This window comes from Dongia soli (assembly GCF_034044715.1).
Taxonomy (GTDB): Bacteria; Pseudomonadota; Alphaproteobacteria; order Dongiales; family Dongiaceae; genus Dongia_B; species Dongia_B soli.
Window position 1 is genome coordinate 1,154,689 of record NZ_JAXCLW010000002.1, and the last position, 18,707, is coordinate 1,173,395.

At 60.1% G+C, this 18,707-nt stretch carries 17 protein-coding genes; 2 read left to right on the forward strand and 15 right to left on the reverse strand.

What is annotated here, in order from left to right:
* Positions 1-10: 10 nt before the first annotated feature.
* The 4 genes from SMD27_RS11855 to SMD27_RS11870 form a co-directional block, all read right to left on the reverse strand.
* Complete coding sequence (locus tag SMD27_RS11855) at positions 11-856, reverse strand: GNAT family N-acetyltransferase (RefSeq protein WP_320508571.1); 846 nt, start codon at positions 854-856, stop codon at positions 11-13.
* A 249-nt stretch (positions 857-1,105) separates the two neighbouring features.
* Positions 1,106-1,549: a cupin domain-containing protein gene (locus SMD27_RS11860; RefSeq protein ID WP_320508572.1), complete on the reverse strand. Its 444-nt coding sequence runs from the start codon at positions 1,547-1,549 to the stop codon at positions 1,106-1,108.
* A gap of 359 nt (positions 1,550-1,908) precedes the next feature.
* Complete coding sequence (locus SMD27_RS11865; RefSeq protein ID WP_320508573.1) at positions 1,909-3,099, reverse strand: NAD(P)/FAD-dependent oxidoreductase; 1,191 nt, start codon at positions 3,097-3,099, stop codon at positions 1,909-1,911.
* Positions 3,096-4,565 (reverse strand): FAD-dependent oxidoreductase, encoded by a 1,470-nt coding sequence (locus SMD27_RS11870; protein ID WP_320508574.1) that lies wholly within the window; start codon positions 4,563-4,565, stop codon positions 3,096-3,098. Before SMD27_RS11870 ends, SMD27_RS11865 begins: the two co-directional genes overlap by 4 nt.
* Before the next feature lie 484 nt (positions 4,566-5,049).
* Between SMD27_RS11870 and SMD27_RS11875 the strand changes: the two genes are divergently transcribed.
* Positions 5,050-5,226, forward strand: coding sequence for a hypothetical protein (locus SMD27_RS11875; protein WP_320508575.1), 177 nt, complete (start codon positions 5,050-5,052; stop codon positions 5,224-5,226).
* A gap of 142 nt (positions 5,227-5,368) precedes the next feature.
* Positions 5,369-5,737, forward strand: a complete 369-nt coding sequence (locus SMD27_RS11880) for an MBL fold metallo-hydrolase (RefSeq protein ID WP_320508576.1) — start codon at positions 5,369-5,371, stop codon at positions 5,735-5,737.
* Between the two features lie 47 nt (positions 5,738-5,784).
* Here the strand turns inward: SMD27_RS11880 and SMD27_RS11885 are convergent, their stop codons facing one another.
* The 11 genes from SMD27_RS11885 to SMD27_RS11935 all read right to left on the reverse strand — a co-directional run bounded on the left by SMD27_RS11885 (position 5,785) and on the right by SMD27_RS11935 (position 18,657).
* Positions 5,785-6,570, reverse strand: a complete 786-nt coding sequence (locus tag SMD27_RS11885; protein WP_320508577.1) for an SDR family oxidoreductase — start codon at positions 6,568-6,570, stop codon at positions 5,785-5,787.
* A gap of 32 nt (positions 6,571-6,602) precedes the next feature.
* Positions 6,603-7,379 carry an SDR family NAD(P)-dependent oxidoreductase gene (locus SMD27_RS11890; protein ID WP_320508578.1) on the reverse strand — a complete coding sequence of 259 codons (777 nt, stop codon included), beginning with the start codon at positions 7,377-7,379 and terminating at the stop codon, positions 6,603-6,605.
* 6 nt (positions 7,380-7,385) lie between these two features.
* Entirely contained in the window at positions 7,386-8,720 is a 1,335-nt protein-coding gene (locus SMD27_RS11895) for a dihydroorotase (RefSeq protein WP_320508579.1), read from the reverse strand.
* 9 nt (positions 8,721-8,729) lie between these two features.
* Entirely contained in the window at positions 8,730-10,370 is a 1,641-nt protein-coding gene (locus SMD27_RS11900; RefSeq protein ID WP_320508580.1) for a thiamine pyrophosphate-requiring protein, read from the reverse strand.
* Positions 10,371-10,434: 64 nt separating this feature from the next.
* A complete protein-coding gene (locus SMD27_RS11905; RefSeq protein ID WP_320508581.1) occupies positions 10,435-11,373 on the reverse strand; it encodes an allantoinase PuuE in 939 nt (312 codons plus the stop codon).
* Positions 11,373-12,419, reverse strand: a complete 1,047-nt coding sequence (locus tag SMD27_RS11910) for an NAD-dependent epimerase/dehydratase family protein (RefSeq protein WP_320508582.1) — start codon at positions 12,417-12,419, stop codon at positions 11,373-11,375. Before SMD27_RS11910 ends, SMD27_RS11905 begins: the two co-directional genes overlap by 1 nt.
* A 30-nt stretch (positions 12,420-12,449) precedes the next feature.
* Positions 12,450-13,220: an SDR family NAD(P)-dependent oxidoreductase gene (locus SMD27_RS11915; protein ID WP_320508583.1), complete on the reverse strand. Its 771-nt coding sequence runs from the start codon at positions 13,218-13,220 to the stop codon at positions 12,450-12,452.
* Positions 13,217-14,650 carry a dihydropyrimidinase gene (gene hydA / locus SMD27_RS11920; protein WP_320508584.1) on the reverse strand — a complete coding sequence of 478 codons (1,434 nt, stop codon included), beginning with the start codon at positions 14,648-14,650 and terminating at the stop codon, positions 13,217-13,219. Before hydA ends, SMD27_RS11915 begins: the two co-directional genes overlap by 4 nt.
* Positions 14,643-16,682: an ABC transporter ATP-binding protein gene (locus SMD27_RS11925; protein WP_320508585.1), complete on the reverse strand. Its 2,040-nt coding sequence runs from the start codon at positions 16,680-16,682 to the stop codon at positions 14,643-14,645. The genes hydA and SMD27_RS11925 overlap by 8 nt, the downstream gene beginning before the upstream one ends.
* 83 nt (positions 16,683-16,765) lie before the next feature.
* Positions 16,766-17,635: an ABC transporter permease gene (locus SMD27_RS11930; RefSeq protein WP_320508586.1), complete on the reverse strand. Its 870-nt coding sequence runs from the start codon at positions 17,633-17,635 to the stop codon at positions 16,766-16,768.
* An 8-nt stretch (positions 17,636-17,643) separates the two neighbouring features.
* A complete protein-coding gene (locus tag SMD27_RS11935) occupies positions 17,644-18,657 on the reverse strand; it encodes an ABC transporter permease (RefSeq protein WP_320508587.1) in 1,014 nt (337 codons plus the stop codon).
* Positions 18,658-18,707: the final 50 nt, after the last annotated feature.

The following is an 18,707-nucleotide window of genomic DNA, read 5'->3' on the forward strand; positions in this document are numbered from 1 at the left end:
TTCACAAGGATCATGCGCGGCTGTAGTTCGGCCTCACATAGGCCTTGGTGAAATGCGCCCGCATGTAGTTCCGGTAGGAGTGAGCACTCGGCATGTTGGCCGGTGAAGGCTCTCCGGTTTCGGCCGTGAAGCCCGTGACGCCCGCATTCATGCCGCCGGCAATCCGGCAATTGATCAGCGCCGTTTGCGCGCCGCGCCCGCGATGTGGCGCCAAGGTCGCATCTATCCCCATCCATGCCCATTGCGTCGCCTGATACATCGCACCGCAGGCGACGGGATGTGTTCCGTCATATGCGAGATAACAGCGCCACCCGGGGCGTCCGACCAAAGCGGAAAACCATGGCACGACCGAATATGGCAGGCCGAAGCCGAAAGCGACGACGAAGCCGAAGCTACCAGCTTCGTTGACGTCGATTTCACGGATCTCCAGCCCGGAGGTTTGGGAAATTGCGGGCGCCGCACTTGGCGTATATTCGAATTTCGCCCATCCGCTGCCGCTGCGGTCGAAGGCGCGTTTCTTCATCCAACGTTCCACCCTGGTTGCACCCTCCCCCGGCGGTAATTGGAACACCCAGCCCGGACTTGCATGGGCGTCGAGCCAATCGAAGGCCCAATCGAGCTGCGATCCCGTTGCCGGCTGATCGATATTGAAACCGAAAGCCCGATTGAATTCGGGAATTTGAATGCCGCTATGGGCGAGCAATGCGCATCCGTCGAGTTTCGCGGACTGTACCGAGGCCGCGGCCGCATAGGTAGAGGGTACGGCGACGAATATGTCCAACCAAGCGTCCCGCTCGACCCGTTCGATCGCAAGTCTGTTGGGAGACGATTTCGAGGTGTTCGCGCTATCCATCATTCTAGTGCTTTCTCACTCTCCTGACGTTTCATGCCGGACATTCGGACCTCCCGTTGAGAATATTTATTCCCGCTTAATCGCCACATTGCAGGAGAATAAAGCGCGATATGCGAGGCGTGATCGGGCGCGCGCGATCACGGGCGCTCTAATCGTCAATCGGCGCCAACTGGATTCAGGTCGAGACGATAGCTCGGGGGACGGTGAGTGATTTGCAGGCCGGGCGATGAAAGGCGGTCTGCGGCAATAGGTCTAATGCTGAAGGACGACGTTGCTTCCTGGTTTCCCGAGCTGGTCGATGACGAGCAACTTGACGGGCTCCGTTCCGATATTTTCCGCATGATGCCACTGATCGATCGCCTCGATGATCGGTTGGCCGCTTTTGTAGGTTTCGCTCTTGCCGGTCACCGTATTGGTGACGCGCAGCTCTCCTGAAAGCATATAGCCATATCGTGGATAAGGGTGCTTGTGTTCCGGAAGCTTGGCGCCGGCCGGAATTTCATACATGGAGAAAACAACAGTTGGATCCTTGGGCAGGACAATCGGCTGGCCGGAAGAGGTGACATCGGTCGATAACAGCGGCTGCACCACCACCTTCCCGGCCGCTTCCTCGCCATTGGCAGCATATGCCACCGAGATAGCGCCAAGCGCAAAGCCAGTCCCCACAAGAATCCGTTTCGCAATACGCCCCTGCATCACAAGTCCTTTGTGTCAGTTACATGACTTCGGCAAACGCCGTTACCTGCAGCCAGGATGGATGCGCGTCGCATGACGTTCCCCTGGATCATCATTGCGCGGGTTCCACCCTTTGGATCTGCTATCGGCGTATGTCGTCTTGATGGTACGCAGTTCAAGCCTGCCGCCCAGCTCGGGAATGAAAATTTGCGGACATCGCACAAGTGCTTTTGATCCGCAGACAATACGATTCTGCCGCAAGAATCGCGCGACCAACAGCAAAAAGATCGGCAAAGGGCGCGAATGTGATCGCAATCACCGCGGGCAACCGCCGAGCTATCCGAGGCAATAGGCCGGCGTCGCACCTGCCGGGAAATAACCTAATTCTTCGCCAAGACGATGCCGGCCTCGGCAACCGGCTTGCCGCGATCGAAGCGATCGATCGCAAACGGTCGCATCCGGCTGTCAATGTCGCCTGTCGCAATCGCTTTTGCCAGCAACAATCCGGCGCCGGGTGCACCTGCGAAACCGTAAGACCAGCCGGCGCTGAACCAGAGGTCCTTGAGATCGGGATGTTCGCCGAGCAGCGGACCGAAATCCGATGATACGTGGATCATGCCTGCCCAGTGCCGCAGCACGCGCACTTCCGCCAGCTGGGGAAACATGTCGAGATAGACTTTCGCGGTCGCCGCCATGACTGGCAGATCCGTCGCCAGCGACATACGCGGCCGCTCGGGCACCTCGGTGCCGCCGACGATTTCGCCGCGCGATGTCTGGTGAAAATAGGCCAGGCTGTCGATCAGGGCCAAAGCCGGCTTGATCAGCGGACGGATCGGCTCCAGCGCCATGGCTTCGATCCGCATGGAATAGCCGTCGAGCTTGGTACCGGCGAGATCGGCAAGCTGTAAGTTTTGCCCACCGGCAGCGACCACAACCGTCCCGGCGTCGATGCGGTACTGACCCACATAAACGGCCGATGCGCGTCCGCCGGTTCGATCGAAAGCGGTGACGGCGGTGCGATAAAAAACCTGCACACCGTTCCGCTCACACGCCGCGCGCAAGCCTTTCATGGCGGCGTGATGCGGTGCAACGCCGCCATCCGGTAGATGCAAGGTCGCCGCAACGCGGCGGTGATTGATCGCCGGCAAATGGCGCGGCAGCTCCTCCCGGGAAACAAAATAAGAGTGGACACCAAGGTCCCGGTGCACATCGGCGGCGCGTTCCAGCATGGCTGCCGTCTCCGCCCGCTCCGCGATCATGCTGTAGCCGCGCTTGGTGAACATGACGTTCTCGCCGAGCTTTCTGGAGAGCCGGCTCCATTCATCGCAGGAGAGCTTGAACAATTCGGTCCATTCAGGTCCGCCAAAGCCCGGGCGAATGAGCGTGCCGTTCCGCCCGGAGGCGCCACCCTGCCAATAGCCGGCATCGAGAACGAGAATGTCTTTGATGCCGAATGTTGTCAGATAAAAGGCGCAGCATAGACCCTGGATGCCACCGCCGACGATGACGACAGAAGCTTTTTTGGGCAGGGATGCATTTATCGCCATCGTGCCCATCGGTTTCCCGCTCATCTGTCGGGCTCCACCAGGTCGTGCAGCCCGGCCGCCTGGGCGACCGTGATCGCGCGGCGCGGCGCCCGGTGGCTCGGCCGCGCAAATTCCGTCGGATGCCGTCCGAGGCGGCTGGCCAGCACGGCGATCATGCTGTCCCAGCAGGGAAAGCCCTGGCACGGCCCCATGCCGCAAGAGGTCAGCCGCTTCAGGACTTCCGGATCGGTTTCGCCGGCATCGATATGCATGAGGAGCTCGCCGGCGGTCACATCCATGCACGGACAGATGAGAACGTCATCGGACAAGTCCGCAGGAACGGCGATGTCTTCATCAACCTCTCCTGCTGCTCCCACCACGCGGAGGTTTCCCATGGCTTCCGTCGAAACCAGTTGCAGCAGGCCTGCCGATTGCGTCTGGAAAATGAGATTGGGATCCCTGTGCCACGGCCCCGCATGCACAACCGCATCGCAAGCCACGGTCGCACCGATCTCGATCGAGGTGACATTGGTCCGGCCGTTGATGCGGGTCAGCTTGGCGACATCGCCGACATGAACGACATTCACGCCCAGCGAGGTCAAGCGCTTGGCGATGAGCGTCTGCACGCCGCTCCCCACAACGGCCACCGCCTTGCCCGGCGCAACGCCGTGGTCATGCGCCATCACCAGCGCCGCCTGGGCATCCATCACGCCGGGCACATGGCTGCCGGGAACCAGCGGCGGGATCGACCGCCGGCCGGTTGCTAGGACGATCTCCTGGGCATCGAAAGCGATCGCGCCCTGATCGTGGCGATGCGGTGCGCCAACCAGCAGCGCGCCCTGGCGATAGCTGCCGAACAACTCGATGCCGGTGAAGACCGAGACGCGGTCATCGATGGCATCCTGCTCAACGCCGCAAGCCGCTGCATATCGGCCGCAAATATGTCCGCGCGTCACGATGGCGACCTTCTTGCCCGCGGCGGCAGCCTCGTTCGCCGCCTGCCGTCCGGCGGGGCCGCCACCGACCACGACCACATCATATTGAACGCGCCGGCCGGGTCGTATTGCCGACGGCAGGCTCGGCAGCGGCGGCGGTGACATGCCCGCCAAATGCGCCATCAGTCTTTCCCAAAGGTGATAGCCGCGCTTGCCCTGTGGGGTCCATTCGGCATGTTCGAAGCCGCCATAGAGGGCTTCCGCCGGCACCAATTGGGCAGCCTTCAGCAGATCGAACCTCGCGGAGGGCCAGACATTTTGCGCTTCGACACGCGTGCCCTGTCCGACCGGTTCCAAATCGAGCCTGACATTCGGGCGTCCATCGACCCGCGCCAGCACGCCGGCAATATAACTGCCGGAATGACCCAGCGGACGGTGGAGCTTCCGCGACCTCGCGATCACGCCCATGCCATGGCGACGCAAAGCCGCCGCGATCGGCTCGCCCAGCCGGCCCGATAGCGGATGACCATTCCAATAGAATTCCACGAGCTGCGGATCGGCGCTTTGCCGCGACATCGTTCCTCCCCTTCAGGCACCCAGCTCGACATCGCGTCGATCAGTTCCGATATTCACATTTCTGGTTTGAGCCGGACTCGGTGTCGCAATCCTAATCCAACAACCGACTGGTTCAACGGAAATTTCATTTAAATGAAATCTGTTCATCTGTTTTCAGGCATGCGGGTGTCTCCAGGAAGCTACGAGATTATATAATGCGCCTCATAAACCGAGATTCCAGAGCCGCTAACTCATTGAATTACCGAACAGCAGGTTCTCTTAAATTGAGACTGACACAGCCCTATAATTGAGATTTGTTTCATCCGCACATTCATTTAAGGAGATCATCCAGCGCTTTAGATTAATGATGTGATCGGCGACCACGAGGCGTCATTGCCTCGACTGTCGATCACATGCAGCCATCGCAGAGTGCCTATAAGAGAGCCCATGGCGGCTGGACTGGCATAAGCACCGCCCTTGACCAACGTCGGGAAAGACAGGCGTCTTGAGCGTTCGTTACGAAATCATCGTTCACGGCAACAGGCCGCGCCTGAACGATGACTTTCTGGACTTGGCAAACGTTACATTAATCCACGCCGCCTCCGGCCCTATGCTGTTCGATATCGGCGGGTATATTTCACGGCTTGGATTGATCAAGCAATTAAACGAGCGCGGGCTTTAGCCTGCGGATATCAAGACAGTCTCTCTCTTCCCATCTGCATTTCGATCGCGCCCGTAACATAGACCTCTTCCCGAAAGCGCGCTTTATTCTGAGTGCACTCGAATGGGAATACGCCAAAAATCCCCATTCCGAGGATATTCTGGTGCCCTGGGGCATTCTCGATCAGCTTGCACGCGGCCGTGTCGATCTGATCGACGGTAAAGGCAAAATCGAAGAAAGCATTCGCCATTTCCCGGCACCGGGCCATACCCCGGTAGCCATGCAATCCAGCTGCACATTGAAGACAAGGGCAAGGTCGTTCTCCGGCGATGCCGTCAAGTACGTGAAGGAAATCATCATCTGCCGTTGCGACATGGCTTTCGGCACGGTCGAGCAAGGAACCGCCAGCATCGAGCGCATTCTCTGGACAGTGGACTGCATCGTGCCGGGCCATTTCCCGGGGTTGACCAAGCAGCCGAACGGCTCATTCTTGTGGGACGAACCGGCACATTTTGATCTTCTGGTGAGATGAATAACTTGAGATTAGCATTACTGACTTCATTTCGTGGTCCTCCGACCTCAAATGCTCGCGATCAGCCCGCCATCGATCCGAATGACGCTGCCGGTGACATAGGACGCCCGCTTGCTGGCGAGAAAGGTGACGACATCAGCGTACTCTTGCGGGTTTCCGTACCTTCCGACCGGAATCGAAGACGTGCTTTGTTGAGACACCTCCGCGACCGAGCGCCCTTCACGCTGGGCCTTTTGCTGGTCGAGGAAAGTGATGCGCTCGGTAGCGATGCGGCCGGGGAGGACGATATTTGCTGTGATGCCGTCGCGGCCCACTTCCTGCGCCAGGGTTTTCGACCAGCCGAGTAGCGACGCCCGCAATGTGTTGGACAGGCCAAGGTTAGGAATTGGCGAGATGACGCCCGACGAGGTCGAGGTGATGATCCTGCCCCATTTGGCGGCCTTCATTGCCGGCAGAACGCAGTCGGTGATAGCGATGACCGGGAGAACCATCGCATTGAAAAATTTCTGCCATGTCTCTGCTTCCTGCCCGGCGACGGGAGTTGGCGGCGGTCCACCCGTGTTGTTCACCAGGATATCGATTCCGCCGAGCTCGCGCTCAACGGCTTTTATTTGATCGTTAATAACCGATAGATCAGACAGATCCCAGGTCAAAGCAAGCGCCTTGCCACCGGCACTGGTGATCGCCGCCGCCGTTGCCCCTGCGGTCGCTGCATTGATATCGGCGACGGCGACGCGCGCACCTTCTTGCGCGAGGGTCCGGGCGATCGAGCCACCGAGACCGCCGCCTCCACCGAACACCAGCGCTGTCTTGCCCGTTAGTCCTAAATCCATAGACGCCTCCTTATTGTCTAGTCGTGGCCGAGTCAGCCGGCCATCCATCCACCATCGACCATCAAATTGATGCCGGTGATGTAATTCGCCATGTCGCTTGCGAGGAATAGCGCCGCCCCTGCCACGTCCGAAGGTTTGCCGAGACGCGGCCAGGGTGTCCGCCGACGTGAATAGTCGAGCGCATCCGGATCGTTAGCGACGCCCGGCTTGCCGGTGATGATTTTTCCAGGCGCCACCGCGTTGCAGACAATCCCGTCAGCCGCATGGTCGACGGCGATCTGCCGCGTCATTTGCACGATGGCACCTTTGGTCACGCCATACGGAAAATCGCCCGGGCAGGCGATCATGCCGTGCTGAGATGAAATGTTGATGATGCGGCCGCGAATGTCGTCCACCGGCTCCTGGTCGCGCATCTGCGCGACGGCGCGCCTGGCGCAGAGGAAAAATCCGGTCAGATTAACATCGATCACGCGGCGCCACTGCTCGAGCGAGGTCTCAGTGAGATTGGTCGAGGTATAGATAGCCGCGTTATTGACCAGAACATCGAGACGTCCATGGCGGGTGACGACAGCGTCCACCAGATGATTGACCGAATCCTCGTCGGAAATATCGGTCCTGACGAACCAGGCTTGGCCGCCCTCCCTGGCGATCACCTCGGCTGTCGACACGCCACCTTCCAAGGGTCCTTCCGCTGTATCGGCAATGGTCACCGTGGCACCCTCAGCGGCGTAGCGCTGTGCAATAGCTCGGCCAATACCGGAACTGGCGCCACTGATGACAGCTACGCGGCCTTGTAAAAGAGCCATCATGTCCTCCTAGAACACACCCGCCACGACGACGCCCGTTGGCATTCCCGTCAGCTGCCCCCCACGCACGATTTCCTCGCCCCGCAGGAAGACATGGCGCAAGCTGGCACCAATTTGCCAACCGTCGAAAGGCGTATACCCGGCGCGCGATACTTGCGTCTGATTGCGAACCACATCCGGCTGCCGGCGGTCGATGACGACGATGTCGGCGTCGTGGCCTGGGGCGATCGAGCCTTTGCGCTGCCCGAGACCGAACCGTCGCGCGGGATTCGCGGCGCACATGCGAGCCACGTCACTCAACGTAATCAACTTCTCATCTACCAATCTGATCATGGCTTGCAGCAAGGTCTGCAAACCGGGCATTCCACCTGGAATATCGGCGAAAGCGGCATAGGTGGCAGCTTTTTCGGCCGGCGTATGGGGCGCGTGGTCGGTTGCCATGATGTCAATCAGGCCAGCGCGAACCGCTTCTCGGAGAGCTTCAACATCCTCCGCGCTGCGGAACGGCGGAGATGCCTTGAGAGCTGCCCCTTGCGTTTCATAGGCGGTTGAATCGAAAAAGAGGTTTTGTGGAGTTGTCTCAACGCTCAGGTCGGCGGTGTCTCTTAGGCGGCGCCAAGTGTCGACGCCGAACGCCGAATTGATCTGGCGAATATGGGTCGCCACACCTGTCGCAGCCGCTGCCAACACGGCCCGCGCTATCCCATTCGCTTCAGCCAATGGCGGCCTGCTTGCCAGGAAGGCTGCTACGTCACCACTGTTTGGCAATCTCTCCTGTGCGCGGAGTATGGATTGGTCACCTGGCGAAAGACCCGCTAACATCCGGTTTCTCCCGACATGGCGTAGCGCTGTGGCGACCTCTTCAATACTCTCGAAGCGATAGCGAGCGGGTACATCCGCCGTGAATACCTCGCAGGAGACGGGCCCGAGCTCGGCAAACTCCTCCAAAAGCGACAGGTCCGTGCTGGCCACGACCTGGAAACCGACATCCACATGGATGCGCCCGGTTGCCAACTGGATCTTTGTCCGCAGATGATCAGATGTCGCCGTCCATGGCTTGTCGGTCGGCATATCAAGAACTGTCGTGACGCCGCCAAGTGCCGCGGCATGAGTCCCGCTGGCAAAATCCTCTTTGTCGGTCAGTCCAGGCTGCCGGAGATGCGCATGTGCATCCACGAGGCCTGGCAACAAGTAGCAGCCATTAACATCAACAGCCTCCCTCGCGGCAGCGGACTCGCCGGGGGACAACAATGCAGTAATTTTACCGCCATTGATCGCCACATCAGCACGGCTTTCACCCTTCGCGGTTACAACGATCCCGCCGGCCAGGATAGTTTCGAACACTTTTCCCTCCTACAGGCGCGCCAAGCCGGGCAGTCGTGGCTCTTCATGAGTCACGACCTCAATCAATGCTGCCTGTCCGGCAGTTACGCGGCTGAGGCCGCGCAGCAGGGCACCGTGCAATTGGCCAGGGTCGGTCACGCACTCGCCATAGCAGCCAAGAGCCATGGCGACGGGTGCATAGCCTCCAGACATCCGGTTGGCGCCATATTTTTGTGTCGCGACCGGCATGCTGGCGGCATAACCACCCAGCACATTGTTCCGCATGACTACGGTCAGGATCGGCAAGTTGCAGCGCACCGCCGTTTCAAGGTCGAAACCGACCATGCCGAATGCTGCTTCACCCATCAAATTGACGACGGTTGCTTCTGGCCGCGCCAGCTTGGCCCCAAGCGCGAAACCAAGGCCGCTGCCCAGCTGTGTGGTCTTGCCCCAGCCGATATAGCTGCCGGGCCGCCCCGCACGGTAGAACGGGCAGAATTGGTCACGGGGATTGCCCGCATCATGGGTGACGATGGATGTCTCAGGATCAAGCACCTGCATCATCTCCCACACCACCCGGTAGGGCGAGATTGGTGCAGTGTCGGCGGTCAGCAGCGGCATCCATTGTTCCATGAAGCGCGCATAGACATCGGCGATCTCGGTTTCCAGCCCTGCCCGCTGCGGGATCAGGGCGCGATGTTCCTGTGCCAATGTAAAAATTTGCTTCAGCACGGCTTTCGCATCGCCGACGACGCCCTGGGCAATCGGATAGTCCTTGCCAAGATCGCCTTCATCGATGCTTACCTGAAGTAGCACCCGGTCCTCGGGTAGAGGCAGAATGTAGTGCGACCGGGTCAGACTGGAGCCGATGGCCAGGATGACGTCGGCCCGTTCGAGAAAATGATCGACCGTTGCGGGCCTCGAGCGCCCCGCGGTACCAAGTGACAGCGGATGCGTCTCGGGAAAGGCGCTCTTGCCGTTCGGTGTCGTCATTACCGGTATACGCAGCAGTTCCGCGATCTCGATCAATTCACGCGAGGCGGAGGCGGCGAGCACACCCTGGCCCGCTACGATGACGGGATGCTTGGCAGCGAGCACGGTGGAAACCAGCTCGCTGATCTCCGCATGATTGGCCTGGGGTCGGCTGCGACGCGGCGACTGATAAGCGTCGGATGGCGGCTGGCGGCTTTCAGCCAGGATATCCACGGGAAGTTCCAACAGGACTGGAGCGGGCATCCCATTGCGAACGCGCGAAATTGCCGCATGCATCAGCTTCGGCAGATCCTCTAGCCGGCTCACAGCCTCACACCATTTGGTCACATGATGATAATTGCGGCGTGATTCGAAATTCGGCGTCACGTTCTCCGCACCCCGCGGATAGCCGGTCGGCAAGAAGAGGATCGGGGCCCGGTCGTTGTACGCTTGAGCGATGCCACCAAAAGAGCTTTCGGCACCAGGTCCATATTGCACGGTGACAACGGCGAGCTCCTGTCCGGCTGTGGTCCGGGCATAGCCCTCGGCGATATTGACAGCCACGCGCTGAGAACGTGTGATGATTGGCGGGATATCGAGCTCTGCCGAGGCGTCGAACAACTCACTATTCGGAAAGCCGATGATCTGCTTCACGCCTTCCTGCTTCAGAATCGATGCGATGACCTGCGCACCATTCATGTCTTCCCCACTTCGATGGCTGATGGTTTCGTGACTTGAAATACCGTAGCACTGGCCCAGTAGGTCAGCGGCCTTTACGGAACGTCGTGTGGTTGTCGAGCCAGTGGCGTGCGATATCGAGGCGCCGCATGAATGCGACCCCAGGCGTCTTCTGCACATATTCAATGAAGTCCCGCAGGCCAGAGGCGCGATTGGGCTGACCCGTCCAGCGGGCATGAATACCGATCGTCAACATGCGGCCGCCGATCTCTTCAGCCTCCTCCAACAGATAACCGACGGCCGAGCGGCAGTCTTCGGCGAAGTCGCGGGGATTGCTGTAGCCTGGCGCGATCAGATAGCGGCTGTCATTGAGGGTTTTGGAATAGGGCACGATCAAAATCTGCGTGCCGTTGTGATCGATAAAATAAGGAATGTCGTCATTACAGGGGTCCGAATAATAGACGAACCCTCCCTCGCGCACGACAAGGTCACGGGTATTGACGCTGGGATAGGAGCGGCAGTTCCACCCAAGCGGACGTTCGCCGGTTAATTCCCTATAGAGCGCCACCGCCTGGTGCAGCTCGCGCTCCTCCTCCTCCCGGCTCACCGTCGAATATTCCGCCCAGCGCAACCCATGGCCGAGAAGGTCATGCCCCCGCGCCTTCATCCAGTCGATGACTGCCGGATTCCGCTGCAGGGCGACAGCGCAGGCAGAAACCGTCACGGGCACATTGTAGCGGTCAAAGAGCCGCGCCAGGCGCCAGATGCCGGCTCGGGCGCCATATTCGAAATGTGTCTCCGTACCAAGGTCCCTGACGGTGGGACTGTTGGGGATATTGTATTCGCCCCAATTGTCGTTGCGGCCGTCCTCCAACCAGGAATATTCCGCACCTTCCTCGTAATTCAGCACCAGGTTGACAACAACCTTGGCACCGTTCGGCCAGACGGCATGTGGCGCTTTCGGGCCGTAACCGATGAAATCGCGTATAGGACCCGCCGCCGTATAGGTGGTTGTGGACGCCATCACCGTGCTCCCGTCTTGCTAGGTTGATTTTCGAAGCTGGTGATCCAATCCATGTATTCGTGAAAGACCTGCTTACCCAGCCGCGGCCGCCAGTCGGTATCCCGCAGGATGCGAGCAATGTCATAGGCGCCCCACATGCCGGTTTTGAGCACCGTATCCTGGACGATATTTGCGGTGTCTTCAGGGCTGATCTCAACACGAAGGTTGGGTACCTTCTCTTTCGCCCAGGCGATGATATCGCCGATCGTCACGGTCTCGCCGCTGGCGATATTGTAATGCCGGTAACGTAGGATCGGCGCTTCTAACAGCGCCACGACCGCGCGGCCTACTTCGGCGGAACTGAGATAGTCGCCCACGGGCTCCAGGCTGTTGGGTCGGATCACCTCGCCCGCCAGCGCCATATGTGCGACGCGGTTTGGCACATGCCGGAAGTTGCGGCTTTCGGTGATCCGGTCCATCGGACCGTAGATCGAGGAGAGCCGCACACTGGCCGCGGAAAAGCCGAACAGGTCGACATAACGGTTGACCACCATTTCGGCCGCGTATTTGGAAATACCATAGAGGGTCAGAGGCGCGACATAGCCATCCTCCGGTAGGGCTTCGCCTGTCCAATCCGGACCATGATGTCGGTAAACCGATCCGGAGCTCACATAGATAGTACGTTTGACGCCGGGGCGCTGGCGCACCCAGTCCAACAGGCGGACCGTACCCATGAGATTGACGTCGACGATGCGCGCCGGTGTTTCCGCTTCAGGCTGGCGCTTAGCCTCGGCGGCGCTGCCGCGCGAGAGGGGCGTCACAGTGGCGCCGTGGACGACATGCGTGATGTTCTGTGCGTCGAGCTCCTTTTCCCAATCGCTGGGCGTACAGATATCGCCCGTTACGACAGACAGGCGATCCATCACCGGCGCGAAATAGCGCTGTGCGGTTTCATCCAGCCCCGACCGGTCAAGAATGACGGCCCGTGCGTTCTTGTCGCGGTCCAGCCAGGATTTCGCGACAACACTCATTACAAACCCGGTCCCTCCGGTTACCAGAAGTGTCATTTCGTCCCCATTCCTGAAAAGTCGCCGCCATTAGCGCGCCGCATAGCCGCCATCAGCCAATAGATCCGTTCCGGTCACGAAAGAAGCATCGCTTGAGAGCAGGAAGGCCGCCGCAGCTGCGATCTCCGACGGTTCGGCGATCCGCCCTAAAAGATGCGCCGGCCCCAGGCGCGCGTTTGCCGTCGCAAGATCAGGAGCACGTTGCAGCAAGCGGGCCGTTGCGACCGCGCCCGGCGATAGACTATTGACGCGAATACCCTGCGCCGCATGATCGACCGCCATGGCCTTGGCCAGATGGATTAACCCCGCCTTCGCGGCACAATAGGCCACCGATTGCCCGGTCGCCACACGGCCGAACTGGGAAGCAATGAAAACCACGGCGCCGCCGCCCGATTGCGCGATCAGAGGTATGGCGCATTTACTGACGAGGAAGGCGCCGGTCAGGCTGACGCCGATTTCGAGCTGCCATTGCGCCGGATCGAGGTCTACCACCGTGCCATCCGCCGAAGGTGCTGCCGCATTATGGACGAGCCCATCCAGCCGCCCGAAGCGATCTCTAATGTGGTCGACCGCCTGCTTTATCGCAGTGGCATCCGTGACGTCACATTGCAGCAGCAGAATCTGTTCTTCGGGAAGCGTTTCAAAAGAGCGTAGGGCTACCATGTCACGGTCGAGGCAGGCGAGGCTCGCCCCCTCCTCCAGGCACCGCCGGGTGATGGCACTGCCAATGCCGCTGGCGGCACCCGTCAGCAGGATGACTTTGCCTGCGAGGCGTCCCGGCGGTTCCGCGCCTCCACTCATGACGCCAGAATCCGGGACAGCGCCTGCTGCGGCGGGAATGGCCGTTGGCGCTCTATGAACTGCCCGCGCCCTGGGGCAGCAGTGACAATGCCGTCATCCCAGACCACGTCACCACGAGAAATCGTCATCACCGGCCAGCCCCGCACCGTCTGCCCCTCATAGGGCGTATAATCGGTCGCATGGTGCAGCAGGTTGTTTGCGATGGTGACGACACGATCGGGATCCCAGACCGCCAGATCAGCGTCCGATCCGACAGCGATAACACCCTTGCGCGGATAGAGCCCGAAAAGGCGCGCCGGCATCGCCGAGGTCAGCTCGACAAATTTCTCCAGAGTCAGCCGGCCGCCGTTGACGCCGGCCGAAAACAGCAGCGGGAGGCGCGTCTCGATACCCGGAATGCCGTTCGGCACGCGATGGAAGGGCGTATCGGCCCCTTCGGCGATCTTGTCAGCATAGTTCCAAGGTGAATGGTCCGAACTGAATACCTCCAGAGTGCCGTCGAGGATACCGCGCCAGATTTCCGGCTGGTTGCTCTTGTCCCGCGGCGGAGGGGTGCAAACGCATTTCGATCCGGAGAGATCGTGCGTATCGATATCCTCAGCCGAGAGAAAGAGATATTGCGGGCAGGTTTCGGCATAGACCGGCAGGCCTCGCGCTTTTGCCCGGCGGATCTCCTCCACTGCACCCGCCGCAGAAACATGGCTCACCAGGATCGGCGTCTCGATCAGTTCGGCGAAGCTAATGGCGCGGAAGGTTGCTTCACGGTCACCGATCTCCGGATGTGCCTTGACGTGATATCGCAGCTGAGTCTTGCGGGCAGCGACGAATTTGTCGGTCAGCCAGCGAATGCAGGCGTCGTTCTCGGCATGGACCATCACCATGGCCCCGTGCGTGCGGGCGAGATCAAGCACATTCAGGATCTCGTAATCGTCGAGTTTCAGTCCCTCATAGGTGAGATAGATCTTTAGTGAGGTGCAGCCTTCACGAATGAGGTCCGGAATCTCATGGCGCAGGACAGCTGCCGAGGGATCGCCGACGATCAAATGAAAACCGTAATCGATGCGCGCTTTGGGCCGCGCCCGGTTATGATAGTCCTCGACAATGGTACGTAACGACTGGTCACGCATCTGCATGGCGAAGGGAATGACTGTCGTCGTGCCACCACAAAGAGCCGAAAGGGTGCCCGACTGGAAATCGTCGGCCGTCGACTTCCCTTCCCACGGCTGCTGATCCATATGGCAATGGCTATCGACGCCGCCCGGCAGGATCAGCCGGTCTTTCGCAGAGATTTCCTGCTTGCCAGCGGGAAGTCGTTCATCCAGCGCAGCGATTCGGCCGTCGCAAACACCGATATCAACCGCCTTGACCCCGTCGGGCAGCGCGACACGGCCGCCACGTAAGACGAGATCGAATGTGCTCGCTTCAGTCATTGGCCGGTTCTCCGGTAATGTTGAGGGGCAGGGTCGCGCCATCGGAGACGGTCTGGGTCGCTGTCGGATCAATGTGGCAAAGGATCTCGTGGCTCGACGAGAGGCGCCGCTGAGGTGGCGCCTCTTGATCGCAGATGTCACCCAGCTTGCGGTGGCAGCGGGTCGCGAAACGACAGCCTCGCGGCACATCGACGGGGCTCGGCATCTCCCCCTGGAGTTGAATATGCGCCGCCTTGGATCGATCGGGATCGGTGCTCCGGATCGATGATAACAATGCCTGGGTATAGGGATGCGCCGCACCGCCAAAGATCTCGGCTACGGTCCCCTGCTCCATCACCTTGCCCAGATACATCACCACGACCCTGTCGGCGACATGCCGAACGAGCGCCAGATCATGACTGATGAAGAGCATAGTGGTCTTATTGGCGCGCTGAATATCAAGCAGCAAGGTTACCACCGCCGCCTGAACGGATACGTCCAGGGCCGAGACCGGCTCATCGGCGACGATCAGATTGGGATCTGCAGCGAAAGCGCGAGCGATGGCGATGCGCTGCTTCTGACCGCCGGACAGCTGCTCGGGTTTGCGCTCGGCGAGATCGGGATTCAACCGCACCATCTCGAGAAGTTCGCGCACGCGGCGGTCAACAGCCGCTTTTCCTTTCCGGATTCCGAACTTGATGAGCGAGCGCCGAATCGAAAAGGCAGCGGAATGCGACGGATTTAGCGTGCTGTCGGGATTCTGGAAGATCATCTGCACCGATTGCAACAACTGCTTCGGCCGTGCGCGGGCCTGGAGCTCGGCAATATTCCTGTCGGCTAGGCGAATTTCGCCTGAGGTCGCCTGGTCAAGACCGGTGACGATGCGGGCCAGGGTGGATTTGCCACAGCCTGACTCGCCGACCAGGGCGACGATCTCCCCCTCCTTGGCACTGAAGCTGACCGCCTCGTTTGCCGTGAGGCTGCGACCACGGCTGGTGCCATATAGCTTGGTCACATTGGTGAGACATATGGCGTCGCCCGCGTCACGATCCCTATCAGGGACGATGACAGCTGCCTCCTCGCGACGGCTGAAGTCGCGCCAGCGGGCGCATTTCACCTGGTGACCCGGCTCTACTTCATCAGATCTGAGATCAACCCGGTCGCAAGATCCGGCAACGAAGCCGTCGCAGCGCGGACCGAACAGGCAGCCTTGCGGTCGCTCGTGCGGGAGCGGGATATGGCCGGGTATCGCCGCTAGGCTGCGGCTGTGCTTGTCGCTCTCGACATCCGGAATGCATGCGATGAGGCCCTGGGTATAGGGATGGCGCGGGCGGCGGAAGATCTCCGCTGTCGCCCCCTCTTCCACCAGCTCGCCCGAATACATGATACCGAGACGGTCGCAGCTCTCTGCAATCAGCCCGAGATTGTGCGAAATGAAAAGCAGACTGGTCTGATAGCGATGGCGCAATTCGGCAATAAGATCGAGAACGGCGGCCTCCACCGTCACGTCGAGGCCGGTGGTGGGCTCGTCGAGCAGCAACAAGGATGGTCGCGCGAGCAGCGCCATGGCGATAACGACACGTTGCTGCTGGCCGCCGGAAAGTTGATGCGGATACCGCTTGAGCATGTCACCGGCATCCGGCAACCGGACATCTCTCAGCATTGCTCGCGCCATTTCGAGCGCTTGAGCTCTGCCGGCGCCGAGATGAAGATGGGGGACCTCCGCCAATTGCGCGCCGATCGTGCGAACCGGATTGAGTGCGCTCATCGGGTCCTGGTAGACCATTGCGATCCGGCGTCCCCGGACTTTTCGCAGCTGCCGCGGCGATGCACCCACCAGTTCCTCGCCGTCAAAGCGGATACTGCCACTGGTAACGGCGCCGGTTCGGCCGAGATAGCCAAGGATCGCCATGGCGGTCGTGCTTTTGCCGCAGCCGGATTCACCAACCAGACCGTAGCTTTCTCCCCGCATTACGTCGAGCGAGAGGCCCGGTACGGCAACGACGGTTTCGTCCTGGCCGCGAAATTCGATACGCAAATCGCGGATCTGCAACAGCGGCTCTTGATCAGTACAAGGGGTACCATTGGATAAGTCGAACTGAGAGGCAGATTTTTGCGCGTTGCGTACTTCCATGTTCATGGTTTCCATGCCTCACGAAGGCCATCTGCCAGCAGGTTGAAGCCGAGCACCAGGCTAACGATAGCGATCGACGGTTCGACCGACATGAAGGGCCAGACGTTCAGCACCGTGGTGCTTTCCTTGACCATTCCACCCCAATCGGGATTGGGCGGCGGCAGGCCCAGCCCAAGGAATCCGAGGATGCCGATCGTGATGATGGTGTAGCCGATCCGCAGGCAGCCATCGACGATCAGCATGCCGCGGCAGTTCGGCAGCAATTCCACCAGCATGATGTAGAGCGTACTCTCGGCCCGCAATCTGGCCGCTGCCACATATTCCTGCTGCTTCAGGCCGAGAACGAGGCCACGGGTAATGCGGCCTATTCCAGGCGCCGAGGCAATGGTCGTCGCAATGACGATGTTGATGACGGAGGGACCGATATTGGCAATCAGGACCACGTAGAGAACAAGGACCGGAAAAGCCAGAATGATATCGGAAAAACGGCTGATCACGGCATCGACCCGGCCGCCATAATAGCCGGCGACCATGCCCATGGAGATGCCGACAATCATCGCCACGGCGACCGAGAGCGGCGCCACCAGCAGGACCGTGCGGGCGCCGAAAATGAGCCGCGCCAGGATATCGCGGCCAAGGATATCGACGCCCAGCCAATGGACGGCGGAGGGAAACGGATTGGCCATCGCCATCACATCCGGCTTAGTTGGCGATTGCAACGGCAGGATGGGTGCCAGTACTGCCGCGACGACCCAGAAGCTGACCAGAAACAGGCCAACCAAAGCCGTCTTCGAACGGAAAATGCGCCGCCATTTCGGGCGGGCGGGCCGCTTCGCAACATTCATCAGGGGCGCGGTGCTTTCGAGGGCCATGGATTACCTCACTTCACCCTGATCCGGGGATCGAGCAGCATGTAGCCCAGGTCTCCTACGAGCTGCGTGGTCACGGCAATGGCGACTGTCACCAGAGTGGCCGCTTCCAAAGTGGCAATATCGCCGAACAGGCTTGCATCCAGCAGCAGGCGGCCGAAGCCCGGATAGGCGAAGACCAGTTCGGTGACGACGACACCGCTGACCAGGAAATTGATCTGCAGGAGAAGGACCGTGAAGGGTGCGATCATGGCATTTCGCAACGCATGTCCGAAGATCACCTGACGCGTATCCATGCCCTTCAGGACGGCCGTACGGATGAAGGGACGTTCCATCACGCCGATCATCGAAACGCGGATCATGCGGGCGACATAGCCAAAATCATAGATAACGAGCACAGCCACCGGCAGCACAAGCTGGGAGGGGATCGACCATCCGCTGCCGGGATCTAACTGGCTGGTGCCAGGCAGAAGCGGCCAAAGGATGACAAAGAGGGTGACGAGGAAAACACCCGAGGCGAATTCCGGTATCGAGGTGAAGGTGACGCAGATGACCGACAGAAACCGGTCGAGCGCTCCGCCCTCCTTCAAGCCGGATAGGATTCCGAAGATAATCGACAGGGGCACGATTAACGCAAAGGCGAGCCCGGCCAGCACTGCCGTATGCTTGAGCCGGTCCCAGATCACATCATTGACGGGCAGCTTGTTGAGGGTCGAGTAGCCGAAATTTCCGAAATACTGCGCACCGCGTGGATCGTTGAAATTGAGGCCGCTGTCAGGCGCTTGCAAGGGATCTGGGATGAGTCCGAGCAACACGCCAAGCCAGCGCGAGTAGCGGACTGGCAGCGGATCCGTCGCACGAAGCTTTTTGAATAGCAGGTCCACCTGCTGCTGGGTCGCGAAGGGCCCAAGGGACTTGCGGGCGACGCTGCCGGGTGAAAACTCGCAGACGGCAAAGACGAGGAACGATGCGCATAGCATCGTTACCATCATCATGATCAGCCGGTTGCATAGAAATCGGGTCATTAGATTCCATTTCCGCCGGGCTGAGTTTTCCCCATCCATCACGTGGAGGA

What these genes read in the sequence shown, in the direction of transcription:
- SMD27_RS11855 (WP_320508571.1), bottom strand. Translation starts at nt 856, where the DNA reads ATGATGGATAGCGCGAACACCTCGAAATCGTCTCCCAACAGACTTGCG.
- SMD27_RS11860 (WP_320508572.1), bottom strand. Translation starts at nt 1,549, where the DNA reads ATGCAGGGGCGTATTGCGAAACGGATTCTTGTGGGGACTGGCTTTGCG.
- SMD27_RS11865 (WP_320508573.1), bottom strand. Translation starts at nt 3,099, where the DNA reads ATGAGCGGGAAACCGATGGGCACGATGGCGATAAATGCATCCCTGCCC.
- SMD27_RS11870 (WP_320508574.1), bottom strand. Translation starts at nt 4,565, where the DNA reads ATGTCGCGGCAAAGCGCCGATCCGCAGCTCGTGGAATTCTATTGGAAT.
- SMD27_RS11885 (WP_320508577.1), bottom strand. Translation starts at nt 6,570, where the DNA reads ATGGATTTAGGACTAACGGGCAAGACAGCGCTGGTGTTCGGTGGAGGC.
- SMD27_RS11890 (WP_320508578.1), bottom strand. Translation starts at nt 7,379, where the DNA reads ATGATGGCTCTTTTACAAGGCCGCGTAGCTGTCATCAGTGGCGCCAGT.
- SMD27_RS11900 (WP_320508580.1), bottom strand. Translation starts at nt 10,370, where the DNA reads ATGAATGGTGCGCAGGTCATCGCATCGATTCTGAAGCAGGAAGGCGTG.
- SMD27_RS11905 (WP_320508581.1), bottom strand. Translation starts at nt 11,373, where the DNA reads ATGGCGTCCACAACCACCTATACGGCGGCGGGTCCTATACGCGATTTC.
- SMD27_RS11910 (WP_320508582.1), bottom strand. Translation starts at nt 12,419, where the DNA reads ATGACACTTCTGGTAACCGGAGGGACCGGGTTTGTAATGAGTGTTGTC.
- SMD27_RS11915 (WP_320508583.1), bottom strand. Translation starts at nt 13,220, where the DNA reads ATGAGTGGAGGCGCGGAACCGCCGGGACGCCTCGCAGGCAAAGTCATC.
- hydA (WP_320508584.1), bottom strand. Translation starts at nt 14,650, where the DNA reads ATGACTGAAGCGAGCACATTCGATCTCGTCTTACGTGGCGGCCGTGTC.
- SMD27_RS11930 (WP_320508586.1), bottom strand. Translation starts at nt 17,635, where the DNA reads ATGGCCCTCGAAAGCACCGCGCCCCTGATGAATGTTGCGAAGCGGCCC.
- SMD27_RS11935 (WP_320508587.1), bottom strand. Translation starts at nt 18,657, where the DNA reads ATGACCCGATTTCTATGCAACCGGCTGATCATGATGATGGTAACGATG.